This window comes from Bacillus sp. URHA0034 (genome assembly GCF_056280405.1).
This window is the reverse complement of record NZ_JBWCDK010000002.1, coordinates 3,418,689-3,437,530: the sequence shown is the minus strand read 5'-3', so window position 1 is coordinate 3,437,530 and position 18,842 is coordinate 3,418,689. Positions and strand designations below refer to the sequence as shown.

Genomic DNA, 18,842 nt, shown 5'->3' with positions numbered 1-18,842 from the left:
AAGGGGTTCTGCATTAGACTCTGGAGGAAGCAAGAGAACCGTCCCCTCGCTTCCTAAAAGTTTATTTCTTCATATTCTTTTATTTTATTGACACGATTTGCGTGCCTGTCACCTTCAAAAGGGGTTGTTAACCATATTTTTGCGATATCACGAGCTAAACCTGGACCGATGACACGCTCTCCCATTGCTAATATATTGGAATTGTTATGCTCTCTTGTTGCTCTAGCACTAAATGTATCGTGCACCAGTGCACAGCGTATTCCCTTTACTTTGTTTGCCGAAATACTCATTCCAATTCCTGTACCACAAATTAAAATACCTCGCTCTACTTGACCACTTGCTACCTTTTCCGCAACAGGAATAGCATAATCTGGATAATCAACCGAGGTGTTACAATCACAACCTAAATCTATGTACTCCATATTCATCTCTTCCAACAATGAGATGATCTCATGGCGAATATTTATACCGCCGTGATCAGATGCAATCGCTACTTTCATTTTACTACCCTCCAACAGTCTATTGATATTAATCTTCTTTCTTCTCCTGGGAACAATTTTGACAGATTCCGTACCATGTTTTAACGCCTTCAGTGCTATCAACAGTATCAATTACTTCTTCACACATTTGACATATAATCGTATCTTGTTTTTCAATTAGTTTCTCACCCATCATTCTCTTCCCCCTTAACTTTTGTTAATTAAAACCTTTTTGATAAACACAACTAAGGGCTATACTTTTTCTAGCATAAAAGCTTTTCTAGTAATCTATATTTATCCTGCTTATCAGCTATCTCGGAATTTACGCAGCCAAGTTCTTTATGAATGATTTTATTTTCTTTCATTCCAACAGCTAGACCCGAATTTCCATTTATCAGCAGTTCGACTGCGGTAACACCCATATTACTTGCTAATACCCGATCAAATGCTGATGCATTTCCGCCTCTTTGGATGAACCCTAATGAGGTAGTTCTTACACTAATGTTTAACTTCTTTTCAATATAGTGCTGCATGTCCTGCAAATCATACATTCTTTCTGTAACGATAACGAGGTTATCCTTTTTTCCACTACTAATTCTAGAACTTAATTCTGAACACATGGAATATAAATCCAATGGTCTTTCTGGCGTAGATATGATTTCACCTCCGCCTGCTAAAGCAGAATATAAAGCTAAATCGCCACAATACCTTCCCATCACTTCAACAATCGTTGTTTTATCATGCGAATAATCAGTATCTTTAATTTTACCGATACACTCCAATACCGTATTTAAAGTGGTATCAAATCCAATTGAATAATCTGTATAAGCTAAATCATTGTCAATGGTTCCAGGTATTCCGACCACTTTAATACCCAGTTCATGTAATTTTTCGGCTCCCTTTAAAGACCCTTCCCCACCTATGACAATCAAGGAATCTATTTCAAAATTTTTTAATATTTTAAGAGCCTTTTTTCGCCCTGTTTCCTCCATGAATTCTAAGGATCTTGACGTTTTTAATATCGTTCCGCCACGATCAGCAATACCTTCTACCTCTTGGGAAGTTAATCGATGAATTTTACCGTCAATTAAACCTTGGAAGCCACACTGTATCCCCATTACTTTCACATGATAGTGACTTGCTGCTTTTACTACTGCCCTTATAGCGGCATTCATTCCTGGGGCATCTCCGCCACTTGTTAGGACCCCTAAATTTTTCATGACCAACACACCTCTTACACGATATCAAATTAAGTATGGATTGATTTTCTCAACTTATTTTTTTCAGTTCTTTTTCAAATTTCCTACTCTTGATCTTTCCTGACTGTTTTATCAAGAAAACAATAATACAAGAACCGATAATCATACTCACACCTAAGAAAATCATACTAATATTAAAGGAACCTGTTGTATCTTTAATATAGCCAACAATGTAAGGTCCAAAAAATCCACCAAGATTTCCAATACTATTGATAAGGGCAATGGCGCCTCCAGCTGCAGCTCCAGTTAAGAAAGAAGGTGGAATGGCCCAAAATGGTGCGTATGCTCCAAATGCTCCACATAGTGCAATGGTTAGAAATACAAATGATAAGACAATGCTTGCATTGGCAATATAGCTGCTAACAATCATCGCAATCGCACTTATGGTTAAACATGCAGCTACATGCCAACGTCTCTCATTCTTCTTATCTGAATGGTTGCCAACTAGAATCATCGTCGCCACGGCACAAATATACATAGGAAATAAAATCCAGCCCATACTTTGAGTGCTAAGAGATATTTTTTCAGATAAACCTTTTGCAATTGTTGGTAAAAACATGTTAATCCCGTAATATCCAACCATCCAGCAAAAATATCCAGCTGCTAAAATGAGAACGTCACGATCTTTTAAAGCCTGCAGGAAGGTGTAGTGTTTCACTTGCTGCTTTTCAAGTTTCTCTTTTGTTGTAACGTCAATTAACCATCTTTTCTCGTCTTTGTTCAACCATTTTACTTCTTCAATTTGATCGTCAAGATAGAAATAACAGATAACACCCAAGATGACAGACGGAATCGCTTCAGAAATAAACAACCATTGCCATCCTGCCAAACCAAACCAGTTAACGTTTAGCAAGAAAGTACATAATAAAGCACCGATCGCATTTGTACTTGGTATGGCCACCATAAATCCAGCAATCGCTTTTGCATGATGTTTCGTTTGATAAAAACCGCTTAAATAAGATACCATACATGGATAAAAGCTTGCCTCAGCAATACCTAAAAGAAATCGTACTGTATAAAATTGAATCGGAGTATGGACAAAAGTTTCTAAAAAGGCCAGGATGCCCCATGTAACCATGATTCTACTAATCCATTTTCTCGGTCCAACTTTTGCCATCATCGCGCTGCCTGGTACCTCTAAGAGGAAATATCCAAGGAAAAAAATTCCGGCTCCGAATCCGAAGATTGCATTCGAAAAACCTAAATCTTTGTTTATTTGCAGGGCAGCATATCCAATATTCACCCTATCAAGTACGGATATTGAAAAACATAGAAACAGAAATGGAATTAATCTTAACGTAACTTTTTTAGTAGTTGAACGCTCTAGTGCAAGTTGATCCAAAATAATTCCCCCTTATGTTGTTGTCCCTTCCTTATTCCATGCCATCATCTCATTAAAGGTTGCAGGGAATTAAATTCACCTTTAAAAGATAGTTCCTCTAAGAAAGATTTAAAAATACTAATCTTCAAACTTTTGCAAACCCATACATCAAACGCTTCCAAAAAACTTTAAACTTACTCCGTAAATACAAATAGATATGGCGACTATCATAATCTTCTATTATATAAATATAAAATTTCTGCATAGTCGCTCTCTGTACACTTTGTCTACTTGTATACTAAGTTCCCTTTTTTGCATTAAGTATATCTTTGTATGTAAGGGTTGTCAATACGATTTCGGAGTGAAAACTGAATAGATCTAATCTTTCCAGTAACGATCATATAAGTTTTTCATATGTTTATTCATGACTTCCACTGCCTCTTTTTCGTTGTGATCCTCAATGGCTTTTATAAGTAATTGATGCTCATAAAAATTAATGTCTCGATAATCCGGTCGAGTGACCGTTCGATCTCGAATAAATTTCCACATTTCTTGTTGTTTCATTGCATTACTAATAGCTGCCATAATGTTAATAAATAAGTCATTATGAGAGGCCTTCGCAATACTAAAATGTAATTTGTGGTCTGTTTCTGGTACATAAACTCCAGCCATTGTTTCTTTCTCCATCTCTTTGATGGTCGAACGAAGTTCCTCGATGTCTTCATCAGTTGCTCTTTCTGCTGCAAACTTTATAATGAGAGGCTCTATCGTCATCCTTACCTCCACAATATCTTCTGGGGATATCGATTTAAAAAAAATGGCCGATTCAGAATGATCAGGTGTAATTTGATTACTTTTCACATAAACACCTTCACCTTGACGGGAATATAAAAAACCATTCAATTCTAATGCACTTAGGGCCTGTCGAATGGGAACACGGCTTACACCGAATTGTTCACACAGCTCTCTTTCGGCAGGCAGTTTATCACCTTTTTTAAATGAGCCTAATTCGATTTCAGAAAGGATTTGATGATAAATTTGCATATATAATTTCTTACTTGCAACTGGATTGAAATTGATAACAACCACTCCTCTCTGTATAGTGGACATTGAAATTACACAGGCATTCCTGACTGGAATGCCTGTACAGTATGGATTAAATTAATCCATGTGTGAACCGCCGTTAATATCAATTTCTTCCCCTGTAATATAGGATGCTTCTTGTGAAGATAAGAAGGCAATAGTTGCCGCAATCTCTTCAGTCTCACCTGGTCTTCCCATTGGAATTCCGTCGATCACCTTCTTTGCTTCATCTTCAGGAAGGGACTTCCAAATATCTGTATTAACAAGACCTGGTGCCACACAGTTTACGGTGATTCCATCAACGGCAACTTCACGAGCAAGATTCTTAGAGAATCCTAATACGGCAGCCTTTGAAGCAGAATAGTGCGGCCCGCCAAATACTCCGCCTCCTCGTTTAGCGGAAACGGAGGAAAGACTAACGATTCGGCCATACTTTTGTTCTTTCATCGTTTTTAGTACAGCTTGGGTGCATAGGAACAGGCCAAACATGTTTACATTAAATACCCGGTTGATGTCCTCATATGTCATATCTTCAACGGTTACCTTTTGTGAAATTCCAGCATTATTCACAAGGATATCAATTCTGCCATAGGTTTGTAGAACTTTTTCTACCATCGCTTCATTCGATTCTTTGCTGGTTACATTTAATTCAACTCCTAAAGCTTTTCCGCCAGCTTCTTTAATCTCATTAACGACTTCATGAACGCCATCTATGTTAAGGTCAGCGATAACCACTGCTGCTCCTTGTTTTGCAAGGGTTAAAGCAATTGTGCGTCCAATCCCCTTTTTTGAACCACTGCCTGTAACGATCGCTACTCTATTATCTAATTCAAACATGTTTCTTCTCTCCTCAAAAATTGATTATTTTTTTACTAATTCTTTAGCTGTAGAAATAATATTTTCTATCGTAATACCATTTAGCTCTAACAACTTTTCATATGGGGCTGACTGACCAAACTGATCTTGAACTCCAATTCTTCTTACAATCCCCTTGCCTTCCTCGGCGACTACTTCACATACTGCACTTCCTAGACCATTTAAAATATTATGGTCTTCAACTGTGATGATTTTTCCAATATTTAGACATTCAAGGACTGCATCGCGATCCAAAGGTTTTATTGTGTGCATGTCTAATAGTTTTACTGAAATACCCTCTTTTTCTAATTGCTTTGCGGCTTCTAAGGCGAGGTAGACCGTGTCACCGTTTGCAATAATCGCGATATCTTCCCCATCCTTGATCTGCTTTGCTTTTCCAATCGTAAATTCCTCATTTTCATCATATAAAACCGGAACAGTATCTCTCGTAAAACGAAGATATACCGGACCATACATTTCAGCTGCTTGTTCGATTAATTTCCTAGTAGAATAATAGTCAGCACCCATAATGACCGTCATATTTGGGATGGTTCTTAGTACACCCATATCTTCAATACTTTGATGACTTGCCCCGTCATTCGCTGGAGTAAGTCCGCCATGAGAACAAGCAATCTTTACATTTAGGTTAGGGTAACAAATTTCTTGTCTGACCTGCTCTGCCATTCTTAATGAACCAAATACAGCGTAAGTGCTTACAAAAGGGATTTTACCTGTTGTCGCAAGTCCAGCTGCTAAACCAGCTGCATTTTGTTCGGCTATACCGACATTCACATGTTGATTTGGAAATTGCTTGGCGAATTCTGTCGTCTTACATGACTTACCAATATCAATATCCACTACATAAATATTCTTATTCTTTTTTCCTAATCGTACAATTTCATCACCGAAGGCTTCTCGGGTAGCTTTTTTGACTAAAATATCTTTCTCCATTAAGCTCATTATTTTAACCCCCCCATTACTTCTTCTATAGCTGTAAGATACTCGCCATCATTAGGAGCAACACCATGCCATCCAACTGAATGCTCCATAAAAGATACTCCCTTACCTTTTACCGTGTTAAGTACGATACATTTTGGCTTTCCATTTTTAGCCTCGCGAATAGAATCTAATGTTTCTACAATCTCTTCCATTGAATGTCCATTGATTCTTTTCGTTTCAAAACCGAATGCCTCAAATTTCTTTTCTAAATCTTGGTTTGGCATAATTTCTTCGGTTGTACCATCAATTTGCAATCCATTGTCATCAACGAATACAACTAAATTATCTAACTGATATTTAACAGCACTTTGTGCAGCTTCCCAAATTTGGCCTTCTTGACACTCTCCGTCTCCTAACATAGCGAAAACTCTGTAAGTCTTTGAATCCCTTTTGCCTCCCAGTGCCATACCAACTGCACAAGAAAGTCCCTGTCCTAAAGACCCTGTCGAAATATCAATACCTGGGCACTTTTTCATATCTGGATGTCCTTGGAACGGAGAACCAAACTTTCTTAACGTGTAAATGGTGTCATATGGTACAAAACCTGTTAAAGCTAACGCAGAGTATTGGATCGGACACACATGCCCTTTCGATAAAACAAACCGATCACGATCTTCCCATTGAGGATTATCCGGATCAATATTCATTTCCTTAAAATAAAGTGCCGTTACCACATCGGCTGCAGATAAGGAGCCTCCTGGATGCCCTGATTGAGCTTCGTGTATCATCGTAAGAGCTGTTTTTCTCATTTCAATTGCTTTTTGCTTTAATTCTTCGATACCAATGTCTTTCATACCAGTCACCTCATTCATTTTGATAACCTTTTCAGATTTAAGATCGCTTTGTTATAATGTTGTCTACTTGTCTACTAAGTTAACTTATGAACTCAGTATATCACCGCTATCATATTTGTCAATACGGTTTTTTAAATAAAATTAATAAATTAGAAAATTTATAAAAACTCACCTAGATAACAAAAAACCTCCGGTCACAAAAATTGTGATCCGAAGGTTCGAGACGACTAGATTAATAATCTTTTCAACTAGACTTTTCCAATTTATTTTCGACATTGGTCTTTAAAACCTTGCCTGACTGTTTCACTAAGAAAACAACAATACAAGAGCCTATTACCATACTTACACCCAAGAAAATCATACTAGCATTAAATGATCCTGTTGCATCTTTAATATACCCAACAATGTAGGGTCCAAAGAATCCGCCAAGATTCCCTATACTGTTAATTAGTGCAATAGCCCCTGCAGCTGCTGCCTCCGTTAAGAAAGATGGAGGAATCGACCAGAATGGAGAGTATGCGCCAAATGCTCCACAAAGAGCGATTGTTAAAAAGACAAATGATAAAACAATACTAGTATTTGCCACCAAGCTGCTAATGATCATTGCAATGGCACTGGTTGTTAAACAAACGGCAACATGCCAGCGTCGCTCGTTCTTTTTGTCGGAGTGGTTACCTACTAGAATCATCGTAACCATAGCACAAACATACATGAACCCTAAAACCCAACCCATTGATTGAGTACTAAGGGATGTGGCTTCCGTTAAACCTTTTGAAATGGTTGGTAAAAACATGACAATTCCGTAATAGCCAATCATCCAGCAAAAATATCCGATAGATAAGATTAAAACATCACGATCCTTTAAAGCTTGCAAGAAAGTATAGTGTTTGACTTCCTGTTTTTGAAGTTTCTCTTTTGTTGTAATATCAATTAACCATTCTTTCTCACTTTTATTTAGCCATTTTACAGCTTCAATTTTATCATCAAGATAGAAATAGCATACAATGCCTAAGATCACAGCTGGAATCGCTTCCATAATAAACATCCATTGCCATCCCTCCAAGCCTAACCAGTGGACTCCTAGTAGGAAAGTAGAAAGTGGTGAACCTAATGCATTCGCACCTGGTATAGCAATCATAAATCCGGCAATTGCCTTTGCATGATGTTTGGTTTGATAAAAACCGCTTAAATAAAATACCATACATGGATAAAAACTAGCCTCTGCAACACCTAAAAGAAATCGTGCTGTATAAAATTGCATGGGCGTTTTTACAAAAGCCATAAAAATGGCAATGATAGCCCATGTAACCATGATTCTACTAATCCATTTTCTTGGGCCGATTTTCGTCATAATAGCACTGCCCGGGACCTCTAAAAGGAAATAACCAAAGAAAAAGATCCCTGCCCCAAATCCAAACACCGCATTAGAAAAACCTAAATCTTGGTTCATTTGTAGTGCTGCAAATCCAATATTTACCCGATCTAGTATCGAGATTGTAAAACATAAAAATAAAAACGGAATTAATCTTAACGTAACCTTTTTAGTAGTTGAACGTTCTAATTGAAGTATATCCAAAATAATTCCTCCTATCATTCCCTCTAGAATCTTTGCAACCCCTTACATAAAACAGTTTAAAAAACTTTTATTTCTTTTTTTTCCAAAAGATCGAAGCTACAAAAATATAGAACATTTAAAATTTCAATAAAACCTTTATAACATTCTCTAATTTTTGGTCAACTAGATTCATAGCATCCTTGATCTCTTCAATGGGCACAACTTTTGTTATAAACAAAGAGGTATCAAATAAATTGGCTGCTATTGCCTCTGCTGCAATCTCAAAATCTTCTCTCACATACATGTTGGATCCAACTAATTCAATTTCTTTATTTTGAATGTAAGAAATATCAATTTCTGGTTTCTTTCCAAAAAGAGCAACATCGGATACTTTCCCGCCCCTTTTAACGATTTTGAAAGAATCATTCAGGACAGATTGAATTCCAACCGCAATAAATACTGTGTCTACACCTTCACCATCTGTCTCTTTCAATATTCTTTCAACTGCATCCTCATAAGTGGTATTAATGGGAAAAGTGGCACCCAGTCTTTTTGCAATATCTAAATTATAATCCACCGCATCTGTTATGAAGAGCTTGGTTGCCCCTGCGTTTTTTGCAGCGATCATTAGACCTAAACCTATTGGACCAGCCCCGAGAATAGCCACTTTATCGTTGTGACCTACTCCAGCCTTTCTAACAGCATGAACGCCCACTGCAAGGGGTTCGATTAGGGCTCCCTGTTCATAGGAGATATTATCTGGTAGCTTTACAATTGTGTTTTCCGGAACAACGATATATTCACCGAAAGAACCGATCCATTCTTGTGTACCTAACACTCTTTTTTCTTTACAAATATGATAATTTCCAGCTTTACAAGATCTGCAAACACCACATCCATAATGAGGTTCCACGGTAACGCGGTCCCCCACTGAGACCCCCTTGACTTCTGACCCTGTTTCTACAACCATCCCTGCAAGTTCATGTCCTGATATGACTGGTGGGATTCGAAAAGGATGTGTCCCGTGGTAGGCATGAATTTCTGAACCGCATATTCCCGTTACAACTACTTGAATCTTGACCTCATTTGCATGCTTTATTACCGGTGAACTAACCTTTTGTAAACGAATTGAAAATGGCTTATCGATGACTGCTGCTCTCATATTCTCCCCCTTTTTTTAATGTTTTTCATTCCCTTTCACTTGTCCTCTTGTTCACTTGTCTACTAAGATGTTATGTACTAAATATACTTTTCTTGATTTTGTTTGTCAATAAGTTGTTAAAATAATCTAATAGCTTTGAATAATTACCATGATGAACAACAAGGAATTAGAGCCAATAGAAACTAAAAAAATTCCCCATTTTTTTATGGGGAATTCAGGTATTTGGCACTTGAAGGTTTTAAAACAACTTTTTTGGTCAATCTAATCCTTCCAATACCGATCATATAAATTTTGCATATGGTTAGTCATAATTTTCACTGCTTCTTTTTCGTTGCGATCCTCAATTGCCTTAATAAGTAATTGATGTTCCCTGAAATTCACGTCCCGGTAATCCGGTCGAGTTACGGTCCGGTCTCGAATAAATTTCCACATTTCCTGTTGTTTCATCGCGTTGATAATAGCAGCCATGATGTTAATAAATAAATCATTATGAGAGGCCTTGGGCAATACTACAATGTAATTTCTCGTCTGTTTCTGGTACGTATACACCAGCCTTTGTTTCGTCCTCCATCTGTTTTATGGTTGAACGAAGCTCCTCAATGTCTTCATCCGTTGCTCTTTGGGCTGCAAATTTAACAATAAGTGGCTCGATGTTCATTCTTGCCTCAACAATATCTTCAGGGGTGATGGATTTAAAGAAGGATTGATCGGTTGCAAGCTGATTGCTTTTCACATAAACGCCTTCGCCTTGACGGGAATAAATGATTCCATTTAATTCCAGAGCGCTCAATGCCTGTCGAATTGGAGCACGACTTACACCAAACATTTCGCATAGTTCTCTTTCAGCTGGCAGTTTATCACCTATTTTAAATGAACCCGATTGAATTTCTGAAAGAATTTGATTATAAATTTGCATATATAATTTCTTGCTGGATACTGGATTAAAATTCATAATAATCACCTCTTTCTACACTTTGTATGTTGTATTCTAAGTGAGTAATTAGACATGTTTAATTATAATGAATTTTTATCAAAAGGGCAATCAACTAAATACTTTAAAGGTTTAACCCAATTCTTAATCAATTTTAACAAAGTATTCAAACACTTATTTAATAGTTTTTTGTAAAATTAATGAGGAGTATTTTAAAAAATAGGAAAGGAAGTCTGATATGCACCCATACAAGACGCGTATGAAATCAAAAGAATTAAGGACCTTGATCTCTTTAAACGCACGAATGGAGTTATCTATAAAAGACAAGCAGCATTATGCTAACCTTGAAAAAGGATACCAGGGTGAGGTGGTTTTTGACCAGTTAACATCAAAGCTGGAAAATGATTTATACATTTTAAATGATTTGTGTCTCGAGCATAATAAATCATTTTTTCAAATTGACACCTTAATCATTTCTCAGCAAACAATTTACCCATATGAAGTAAAAAACTTTGAAGGTGATTATAGATATGAATTAGGAAATTTCTATCCTAAATTATCTAAGGATGAAATAAAGAATCCTTTGGACCAATTAAAGCGAAGCAAATCCCTTTTCCGCCCTTTACTTAAAAATCTTGGTTTTCAATTTCCTATTGAAGGTTCCTTAACCTTTGTAAACCCCAATTTCACCTTATATCAAGCCCCATTAAACGAGCCGATTATTCACCCCACTCAGCTTAATTGCCTTATGAAAAAATTAAATGAAATTCCTTCAAAGCTAACTAACCGCCATAAGATGCTTGCTGATCAGTTAATTTCAATGCATCAAACGGACTCTCCCTATACTCGCTTACCTTTTTATACCTATAATAGATTGCAAAAGGGAATTATTTGTGCAGTGTGTCACTCGTTAAATTGTTCGATGGATAGAAGGGATAAGATTGTATGTAGAACATACGGTCATCAGGAAACGATTGATTCCGCTGTCTTACGAAGTGTAGAGGAGATAGTGCTGCTATTTCCTGATATGCAAATCACTACTAATTTGGTTTATGAGTGGTGTAGGGTTATTGAGTCTAAAAAGCAAATTGGGAGAATCCTTAAACAAAATTATAGTTTGATAGGGTATGGTCAATGGGCGTATTATGAATAAAAAATGTTCTTATATTCTATTTAGTTACTCGATTGACTACCCAGGGTGCTCTTTTTCCCCTTGCTCGGTCGGCAATAGCGTCGATTGACTACCCAGGGTCCTCTTTTTTCCCTTGTTCGGTCGGCAATAGCGTCGATTGACTACCCAGGGTCCTCTTTTTTCCTTTGCTCGGTCGGCAATAGCGTCGATTGACTACCCAGGGTCCTCTTTTTTCCCTTGCTCGGTCGGCAATAGCGTCGATTGACTACCCAGGGTCCTCTTTTTTCCTTTGCTCGGTCGGCAATAGCGTCGATTGACTACCCAGGGTGCTCTTTTTGATTAAGTCCGTATAATTGTGTAAAAAGAAAATGAGTCAAATTAATTCCTCATGGTTACAATGTTAACGGCGAAGTAAACAATGCGGAGGAATTAATTATGACTCAAATACAGTTTAACCTAAATATTGATGATTTAAAAGATTCTGTGATGAACTCTGATATAGACGCAGTGATCAAAGCCTCTATCGTCCTAGTATTGAATTCCGTAATGGAACAGGAAAGAGATGATTATTTAAATGCTGGTGCTTATGAACGTTCGCCGGAACGTCGTGACTATCGAAATGGTTACTATGAACGTGAACTTTTATTAAGTATTGGAAAAATTACTTTAAGGGTACCACGTACTCGTAACGGTGAGTTTTCAACGTCCGTATTTGAAAGATATGCACGTTGTGACCAAGCATTTGTCCTCTCTATGCTAGAAATGGTTGTGAATGGAGTTTCTACACGAAAAGTAAAGCATATCGTGCAACAGTTATGTGGGGAAAGTGTATCCAAGTCTTTCGTTTCCTCTCTAACAGAAAAGCTTGATCCTGTTGTTAATGAATGGGCTAATAGGCCAATTAATACGATGTATTATCCCTATATCTTTGCAGATGCCATGTACATCAAGGTTAGAGAATATCACCGGGTGATTTCTAAGGCAGTCTATATTGCAACTGCAATCACTGAAAATAATGAGCGAGAAATCCTGGGATTGAAAGTCGATCATTCTGAAAGCTATGAAGCCTGGCAAAGATTTTTTCAACACTTACAATCACGAGGATTACAAGCACCTAAATTAATAATATCTGATGCACATAAAGGCTTAAAAAAGGCAATTGATAGTGAATTTGTGGGATCGACTTGGCAACGCTGCACGGTACATTTTAAACGAAATATCTTTAATAAACTCCCGAAAAAAGATATGGATGAGGTGAAGCTAGGTTTAAAAAGGATTTTTGGAGGGGTGAAAGTTGAGGACGCTAGGAAATTAAAAGAGGAGTTTATGAATCAGTTTGGGGATAATCCTAAACTAGAAAATGCAATAAAAATCTTAGAAGAAGGTTTCGAAGATGCCATCCAATATTTCAATGAACCTTCAAAATATCACCAATATATTCGTAGTACAAATTCATTGGAGCGGTTAAATCAAGAAGTAAGAAGAAGAGAAAAGGTAATACGTATTTTTCCTAACACTCAGTCAGCATTTAGATTAGTTGGAGCTGTCTTAATGGACTTAGCCGAAGAACAAGTTATGAAAAAAGTAGTGCCGGAAAAAGAAAAAAAGTAGCCGCGAATCGCGCGAAATTTTGATGGATTGGAAGGGGGTACCCCCTTCCAATCCATCAAAATTCTTAATTGCGCGTATACATTGTAATCATAAGGAAAATTAATTTACACAATATACAGGACTTGACTCTCTTTTTTCCCTTGCTCAGTCGGCAATAGCGTCGATTGACTACCCAGGGTCCTCTTTTTTCCCTTGTTCGGTCGGCAATAAGCATGATTGACTACCTAAGTACCTCTCTTTTCTTCTGCTCGGTCGTTAATACCGTCGATTGACTACCCAAGTACCTATTTTTATACCGATCCGGTCGTCAATAAAATCTATCAACTAAATGTCTAAACCCATTACAAAAATAGAGCTGCTTTCTTTACGAAAAACAGCCCGATCAATGCGAGATGATTGCCATACTATTTTGGTTATCCCTTACTGCTTCAAACTCCCAATAACTGTAGACCAAATTGCATTTTTTGCAGCAAGAAGTTGATTTGTTAGATCCATATCTAAACTAAATGGAAGACTAATAAAATTAAGAGCAAAAAAGTAACCAGCTAATACGGTCTGTCCAAACAGAATTATTCCCAAAACCACCGCAGGGATAAATTTCGTTTGAACCAGTGCCGCCCTTCTCTTTGGATTACTTCTCGACATAAAAGCTTGTCTACACACCTGAACCGCACCAATCATCGATTGAATAAACACAACAGATGCTAGAAATATGCCAATATGAAGGAGAAGCGTTTCGAAATTAACATGGACAGGTAAAGCCAAAACATTTTCATAACGGAATAAGACCGGCAAAGCCAGCAAAACCACAGTTGAAAGTCCCCAAAGGATCCCATAGGCATTGCGAATCCACAACAATAAAGCAACAACACTAAGCCCTAAATATAGATAAATCACCAAATGATAGTGCCCTTTCAATACCAAATAAAACAAACCGATCGCGACCAGCGAAGCACCCGTGTAGCCTGCATACGAAATGAGTGCTTTTTTAAACGGTGAAATATCACTCCCGGTTGTCTGGCCTGAACCATCCCGAAATAGACGGATTTTACCACCTTCCAAGCAGACGCTTATGGCGAGATTGACCAAGTTATGAAAATGAGCTAAATAAACCCTGATAAAAGGAAGCATGCTCCCCACCAATGCTGCAACCAGGTAGATAAGAATCAGCGTAGTCGTATTCAATGTACATCCTCCTCTCCTTTCGTCGATAGAAACAGAAGCACCAGCCTGTAAGGTGGTGCTTCTCATCCTGAATTATAATGCGGCCACTTTTTCCTTTTCGCTTTTTAACTTTTCAATTTCCTTATTTAGCTCTTCATCGCTTACAAAATTTCCGTATGCGGCATCAAACGCAGCTAACGGAGTCGCAAATTGACTGCCTGCCTGTACTTCTGCTTCCATCATAAGAATCTTTTCTTCGGCCCGGTTCACTCCCCTTGCAATATCATCGGTATTGAAGGATACCGTCACTTTCTGAATTTGCTTCATCGACTGAGCCACATTGGCACGGGAAGCTAACAAGATTTTCTTTTGCTGCATTTGGTTATATGTTTCCTTGAGCTCGTCCAATTTTTCAACAAGGATTTGAGTTTGTCCTTTAATTGACGCTAATTGTTCTACGTATAGCTGCAGCTGGTTTTCTTTGCTGAGCTTTTCTTGAACAGCTAGTTTTGCCATTGCCTCGTCACCTTGCTCTAGTGCCAGTTTCGCTTGACGTGTGCGCTTGTCCACCAATGATTTCGTTTCAGAAATGAGTGCTTGCTGTTTTTTCTCGACAAAAATTTGTCGAGCTAATGCATTCTGACCTTTGACAATTTCTTGTTCCATTTCACGAGAATACTCATTCAACATCGCAATTGGATCCTCAATCCCATCTAGCAATCCGTTAAGTTCCGCCATTGTTATTGTTTTTAATCTTTTAAAAATACCCATTTTATTCATTCTCCTTTTTAGTTAAAATATTTTTTTCCCATTGATCCAAAACGTTAGCATTTTGGTTTGTGACTGGTATATGCGAACCTGCAAGAGAGGTATCAATAAACTGTTGCATCGAAGACGCTTTCGACTTCTTTCTAAGCCATCTTACTAGTAGGACGAGGACAGCTAGTCCAATAATAAGGAAAAGCCAAGGGAACCCGCTGCCATGGTGCGGGCCATTTATCATGTGGCGGCCCGCAAATCCGCCGCGTCCTCCCATTTCACCATGTCCTCCTGGACCTCTAGCAAAAGTGCTGCTTCCTCCTAGAAGAAAGTGGAGTACGTTGATGATCATGACAGTTGATGCAACGATGACTCCCCAAAAAATTCCTTTTTTCACTTTTGTATTCATCTCATTTTTGCCTCCTTTCGTTACCTGATGTAATGAATTTTAGACGGGAATGGTGAAAACTTGGTGAAAAGAGAAATTTATTTTTAAAAAGATGAGACACTCTACAAAACAAGATGAGGATTCTGCGTAATGGGAGCGATTCTACGTGATTTTCCATTAACCCAATTAATCGTGATAATATTTTACGAATTGGAAGAAAATAGTCTTAGGAAAGGAGGGTTTACGAATGTCTTTGAAAAAATGGGTCGTTTTGCTTGCGATGATTTTGGTTGTGACAGCCCCAGGCTCACTCAGTGTTTTTGCTGAATCTGACGCCATAACACAGCCTATTGAGTCAGGGAAACCAATTGAGGTCCAGTTGAACGATGATTTCTTTAATCCAAAGGTCATCACGATTCCGAGTGGAAGAACGACAACGTTGAGATTGAAAAACACAGGTAGGAAAGAGCACACCTTCACCGTCGAAAAGCTCAGAATTGACGCCGAAGTCCAGCCGGGACAAGAAAAAGCCATTACCGTGAAAGCGGACAAGCCCGGTACATATGAACTGATCTGCCGGTACCATTTTCAAGAAGGAATGGTTGGACAAGTAATCGTTAAATAACTAGCAGGGCCAATCGGGCCTTGCTTTTTTAAACTTATTGAACATAAAAAAGAAACTCGCCAAATACTTAGGCGAGTTTCTTTTTTCATATAGAATAATAAGACTTTTCATTAAATTAGTTTTAACCCACTCACAAAAATCAATACCGCCACCACGGCCCTTAGCGGTCTCGTCGGAACCTTTGCGGAAATCGTACTGCCTATTAGTACTCCAGGAATAGACCCCATTAATAGATTACCCACAAGCATATAGTTAACATTGCCATAACTAATATGAAGCATTCCTGCTACGGTAACAAGTAGAAACGCATGAGTAATATCGGTACCAACCATCTCTGATGTCTTCATTTTATAGAGATAAATCATCGCGACCGCGAATAAAGAACCTGAACCTAATGAAGTCAGTCCGACAATAAATCCAAACACGCAGCCAATTAAAATCGTTAAGCCCTTTTTTTCGCTCAAGGGTTTCGTCTGCCAGCGATTAGGCCGTAACCGCTTCTCCATGAACGTTTTGATAATAATCGCAATCGAGACAAATACCAATACATATCCAAGGGCGTGCCGAATGATCTGTTCCTGATTATGATAAGAGGCTTCGAAGAAATGAAGGGCCGCTATCGCGATAACCGCACTCGGGATACTTCCCATGGCGAGATACTTAACCATTTGCACATTCACTGTTTTTTGTCTCCAGTGTTGAACAACACCGAATAGTTTCGTGATTGAATTATAAACAAGGTCTGTTCCAACGGCAATCGATGGATTAACCCCTATTAAAATAAGCACGGGTGTTAGCAGTGCTGCTCCTCCCACGCCTGTCATTCCTACTAAAAAGCCAACCAAGAGGCCCATCAACGCAATCCCTATACTCATATCTATCGCACGCCCTATCTCAATTCCAAGTATTTATATAGGATTATATATAATTATAGTAATCTTGTAAATAACAAACTTCTTACTGAATTCTGAAAGTTTCTTAGACATTCTAAAAATAAAAAATCCGGCCCAATGTTGACCGGATTTCTTAGTGCAAAAAGGCCGATCAAAAGCAGCCATTTTGCCCGCTATATGAAACTAGTTAATTAAATTATTTATTAGGCTCAGCAGGATCCGATATTTCTTTAAGGGCTTCTCCTGCCTCGTCACTCGACTGATTATTTACAGCTAAATCACCAAGAGAGACCATTCCAATCAATTTTTCATTTTCGACGATGGGAAGCCGGCGAATTTGTTCATGTGACATTATTTTTGCCGCTTCCTCAATTGACATGTCTTTGGTGCCTTTTACCACCATATTTGTTAATAATTCAGAAACAGTCGATGCATCCGAAAGGTCGTTTGCTAATCCTCTTATCACTAAATCTCGGTCGGTAATGATTCCCACTAATTTTTCGTTTTCACAAATTGGAATGACACCGACATCCAGTTCTTTCATTTTTACTGCTACTTCTTTACAAGTACTTTCAGGAGTACAGCAATCAATATCGGTTGTCATAACATCAGCAACATTCATTTTAATGCCTCCTTTATTACTTCTTATTTGATTGATACCCGCCCGATTTTATTATTAAACATGAATTAAAAATCAAATCACAGGATCATTTGAATACATTCATTCCACAAAAAAACCACCCAACTAAGCTGGATGGCTTTTCAAAATTAGACTACGCGCTTGATACTATCCCCATTTTGATTTTTCTCTTTCATACGGCTGAAAATATTCGCTAGAACGGAGCCAGATAAATTATGCCACACACTGAAAATCGCACTTGGTACAGCGGCTAAAGGTGAGAAATGAGCGGTTGCGATCGCAACTCCCAGGCCAGAATTCTGCATGCCGACTTCCATCGCGACAGCCTTTTGTTTCGCCAGATCCATTCCGCATATACGGGCAAAGAAAAAGCCAATCAAGAATCCTAATAGATTATGAAGGATGACTACTCCAAAAATAAGCAATCCAGTTTCGGCAATCTTGGCTGCACTGCCTGCTACGACAGCCGATACAATTAACACAATCGCAATAACGGAAACAAGCGGCATCGCTTTTGCACCGGCTTTTGCTTGTTTTCCAAACAACTTTTTGATAATAAACCCAAGCGCCAATGGGACAATGACAACCTGTACAATCGAAAGGAATAATGATGCCACACTAACATCAACCCACTTACTTGCAAATAGAAGAATCAGCAATGGTGTAACAATTGGTGCAAGAATCGTAGAAACTGAGGCGATGGAAACAGCAAGTGCCACATTTCCTCTTGCTAAAAACACCATAACATTCGAAGCTGTCCCGCTTGGGCAGCATCCTACTAAAATAACACCTACAGCCACTTCCTTTGGCAAATGGAGCCCAACTGCCAATATAAAAGCCAGCAGCGGCATAATGATAAAGTGCCCGATGACCCCAAGCGCCACTTCTTTCGGCCTTCTAAATACCTCTTTAAAATCTGATAACTCCAGTGTCAGACCCATGCCGAACATAACAATCCCTAATAGTGGAACAATATAGCCTCCCAGCCACACAAAGTGAGCTGGAAAATTAAAAGCAACAACGGCAAAGATCAACACCCATAACGTAAAGGTTTTCCCAGCAAAGCCGCTGATTTTCTCGATGACTCCCATAACAGTACCCCCTATATTTCCTTCGTTTTCCTAAGTAATTAGTCTTTTTTAATATAGTAGAATAAATATTTTAAAAAATCAATATTTTCTTATAAATAATA

Annotated in this window: 19 protein-coding genes and 1 pseudogene; 3 read left to right on the top strand and 17 right to left on the bottom strand. The window is 38.2% G+C overall.

What is annotated here, in order from left to right:
- Positions 1-53: 53 nt before the first annotated feature.
- The 11 genes and pseudogenes from rpiB to ACZ9EE_RS18510 all read right to left on the bottom strand — a co-directional run bounded on the left by rpiB (position 54) and on the right by ACZ9EE_RS18510 (position 10,459).
- Positions 54-500 carry a ribose 5-phosphate isomerase B gene (gene rpiB / locus ACZ9EE_RS18560; protein WP_476029343.1) on the bottom strand — a complete coding sequence of 149 codons (447 nt, stop codon included), beginning with the start codon at positions 498-500 and terminating at the stop codon, positions 54-56.
- 28 nt (positions 501-528) lie between these two features.
- Positions 529-675, bottom strand: a complete 147-nt coding sequence (locus ACZ9EE_RS18555; protein WP_476029341.1) for a GapA-binding peptide SR1P — start codon at positions 673-675, stop codon at positions 529-531.
- Between the two features lie 67 nt (positions 676-742).
- Entirely contained in the window at positions 743-1,699 is a 957-nt protein-coding gene (gene pfkA / locus ACZ9EE_RS18550) for a 6-phosphofructokinase (protein ID WP_476029339.1), read from the bottom strand.
- 49 nt (positions 1,700-1,748) lie between these two features.
- On the bottom strand, positions 1,749-3,080 hold the full coding sequence (locus ACZ9EE_RS18545) for an MFS transporter (RefSeq protein WP_476029337.1): 1,332 nt from the start codon (positions 3,078-3,080) through the stop codon (positions 1,749-1,751).
- 357 nt (positions 3,081-3,437) lie between these two features.
- The gene (locus tag ACZ9EE_RS18540; RefSeq protein ID WP_476029335.1) at positions 3,438-4,169 is read right to left on the bottom strand and encodes a FadR/GntR family transcriptional regulator; all 732 of its coding nucleotides are present in this window, start codon (positions 4,167-4,169) and stop codon (positions 3,438-3,440) included.
- Positions 4,170-4,220: 51 nt separating this feature from the next.
- Positions 4,221-4,979 (bottom strand): SDR family NAD(P)-dependent oxidoreductase, encoded by a 759-nt coding sequence (locus tag ACZ9EE_RS18535; protein ID WP_476029333.1) that lies wholly within the window; start codon positions 4,977-4,979, stop codon positions 4,221-4,223.
- Between the two features lie 24 nt (positions 4,980-5,003).
- Positions 5,004-5,957: a transketolase family protein gene (locus tag ACZ9EE_RS18530; protein ID WP_476029331.1), complete on the bottom strand. Its 954-nt coding sequence runs from the start codon at positions 5,955-5,957 to the stop codon at positions 5,004-5,006.
- A complete protein-coding gene (locus ACZ9EE_RS18525; RefSeq protein WP_476029329.1) occupies positions 5,957-6,808 on the bottom strand; it encodes a transketolase in 852 nt (283 codons plus the stop codon). The genes ACZ9EE_RS18530 and ACZ9EE_RS18525 overlap by 1 nt, the downstream gene beginning before the upstream one ends.
- A 226-nt stretch (positions 6,809-7,034) precedes the next feature.
- Entirely contained in the window at positions 7,035-8,366 is a 1,332-nt protein-coding gene (locus ACZ9EE_RS18520; protein ID WP_476029327.1) for an MFS transporter, read from the bottom strand.
- 115 nt (positions 8,367-8,481) lie between these two features.
- Positions 8,482-9,507: a zinc-dependent alcohol dehydrogenase gene (locus ACZ9EE_RS18515; RefSeq protein WP_476029325.1), complete on the bottom strand. Its 1,026-nt coding sequence runs from the start codon at positions 9,505-9,507 to the stop codon at positions 8,482-8,484.
- Between the two features lie 261 nt (positions 9,508-9,768).
- Positions 9,769-10,459: pseudogene (locus ACZ9EE_RS18510) on the bottom strand (FadR/GntR family transcriptional regulator).
- A 238-nt stretch (positions 10,460-10,697) separates the two neighbouring features.
- Here ACZ9EE_RS18510 and ACZ9EE_RS18505 point away from each other — a divergent pair.
- Complete coding sequence (locus ACZ9EE_RS18505) at positions 10,698-11,591, top strand: nuclease-related domain-containing protein (protein WP_476029323.1); 894 nt, start codon at positions 10,698-10,700, stop codon at positions 11,589-11,591.
- A 414-nt stretch (positions 11,592-12,005) separates the two neighbouring features.
- Positions 12,006-13,181 carry an IS256 family transposase gene (locus ACZ9EE_RS18500; protein ID WP_476029321.1) on the top strand — a complete coding sequence of 392 codons (1,176 nt, stop codon included), beginning with the start codon at positions 12,006-12,008 and terminating at the stop codon, positions 13,179-13,181.
- A gap of 420 nt (positions 13,182-13,601) precedes the next feature.
- On the opposite strand, the gene ACZ9EE_RS18495 is transcribed toward ACZ9EE_RS18500, so the two are convergent.
- The 3 genes from ACZ9EE_RS18495 to ACZ9EE_RS18485 all read right to left on the bottom strand — a co-directional run bounded on the left by ACZ9EE_RS18495 (position 13,602) and on the right by ACZ9EE_RS18485 (position 15,513).
- Positions 13,602-14,366, bottom strand: coding sequence for a M50 family metallopeptidase (locus ACZ9EE_RS18495; RefSeq protein WP_476029319.1), 765 nt, complete (start codon positions 14,364-14,366; stop codon positions 13,602-13,604).
- A 72-nt stretch (positions 14,367-14,438) separates the two neighbouring features.
- On the bottom strand, positions 14,439-15,116 hold the full coding sequence (locus ACZ9EE_RS18490) for a PspA/IM30 family protein (protein ID WP_476029318.1): 678 nt from the start codon (positions 15,114-15,116) through the stop codon (positions 14,439-14,441).
- Between the two features lies 1 nt (position 15,117).
- Entirely contained in the window at positions 15,118-15,513 is a 396-nt protein-coding gene (locus ACZ9EE_RS18485; RefSeq protein WP_476029316.1) for a hypothetical protein, read from the bottom strand.
- Positions 15,514-15,739: 226 nt separating this feature from the next.
- On the opposite strand from ACZ9EE_RS18485, the gene ACZ9EE_RS18480 reads away from it, so the two are divergent.
- Positions 15,740-16,117 (top strand): cupredoxin domain-containing protein, encoded by a 378-nt coding sequence (locus ACZ9EE_RS18480; RefSeq protein WP_476029314.1) that lies wholly within the window; start codon positions 15,740-15,742, stop codon positions 16,115-16,117.
- A 110-nt stretch (positions 16,118-16,227) separates the two neighbouring features.
- Here ACZ9EE_RS18480 and ACZ9EE_RS18475 read toward each other — a convergent pair whose 3' ends face one another.
- From ACZ9EE_RS18475 to ACZ9EE_RS18465, 3 genes are all read right to left on the bottom strand, one after another.
- Positions 16,228-16,992 carry a sulfite exporter TauE/SafE family protein gene (locus tag ACZ9EE_RS18475; RefSeq protein WP_476029312.1) on the bottom strand — a complete coding sequence of 255 codons (765 nt, stop codon included), beginning with the start codon at positions 16,990-16,992 and terminating at the stop codon, positions 16,228-16,230.
- 214 nt (positions 16,993-17,206) lie between these two features.
- Positions 17,207-17,632 carry a CBS domain-containing protein gene (locus ACZ9EE_RS18470; protein WP_476029310.1) on the bottom strand — a complete coding sequence of 142 codons (426 nt, stop codon included), beginning with the start codon at positions 17,630-17,632 and terminating at the stop codon, positions 17,207-17,209.
- A gap of 146 nt (positions 17,633-17,778) precedes the next feature.
- On the bottom strand, positions 17,779-18,741 hold the full coding sequence (locus ACZ9EE_RS18465) for a bile acid:sodium symporter family protein (protein ID WP_476029308.1): 963 nt from the start codon (positions 18,739-18,741) through the stop codon (positions 17,779-17,781).
- Positions 18,742-18,842: the final 101 nt, after the last annotated feature.